Genomic DNA, 1,007 nt, shown 5'->3' on the forward strand with positions numbered 1-1,007 from the left:
GGGTGGGTAGGGGAGCGTCGTGTGCCGGGTGAAGCAGCCGTGGAAACGAGTTGTGGACGGTTCACGAGTGAGAATGCAGGCATGAGTAGCGATACATACGTGAGAAACGTGTGCGCCGATTGACCAAGGGTTCCTGGGTCAAGCTGATCTGCCCAGGGTAAGTCGGGGCCTAAGGCGAGGCCGACAGGCGTAGTCGATGGATAACCGGTTGATATTCCGGTACCCGTGGCAGTGCGCCAGCGCTGAATCAGGTGATGCTAAGTCCGTGAAGCCCCCAGTGGTGTCCTTCGGGATGCTGTTGGTGTGGTGGAGCCGACGGTCCGAGCTTGTAGTAGGTGAGTGATGGGGTGACGCAGGAAGGTAGTCCAGCCCGGGCGGTGGTTGTCCCGGGGTAAGGGTGTAGGACGAGTGGTAGGTAAATCCGCTGCTCTTGTGTCTGAGACCTGATGCCGAGCCGATTGTGGTGAAGTGGATGATCCTATGCTGTCGAGAAAAGCCTCTAGCGAGTGCTGTTGCGGCCCGTACCCTAAACCGACTCAGGTGGTCTGGTAGAGAATACCGAGGCGTTCGGGTGAACTATGGTTAAGGAACTCGGCAAAATGCCCCCGTAACTTCGGGAGAAGGGGGGCCACTGTTGGTGATGGCACGTGCTGCCGGAGCTGGTGGTGGCCGCAGAGACCAGCGAGAAGCGACTGTTTACTAAAAACACAGGTCCGTGCGAAGCCGTAAGGCGAGGTATACGGACTGACGCCTGCCCGGTGCTGGAACGTTAAGGGGACCGGTTAGTCACATTTCGGTGTGGCGAAGCTGAGAACTTAAGCGCCAGTAAACGGCGGTGGTAACTATAACCATCCTAAGGTAGCGAAATTCCTTGTCGGGTAAGTTCCGACCTGCACGAATGGCGTAACGACTTCTTGACTGTCTCAACCATAGGCCCGGTGAAATTGCACTACGAGTAAAGATGCTCGTTTCGCGCAGCAGGACGGAAAGACCCCGGGACCTTTACT

1 rRNA gene is annotated in these 1,007 nt (G+C 57.1%); it reads left to right on the top strand.

The window, feature by feature from the left end:
* Positions 1-1,007, top strand: a 23S ribosomal RNA gene (locus H343_RS0124670); the annotation flags it as partial.

Source organism: Streptomyces sp. TAA204, from assembly GCF_000424965.1.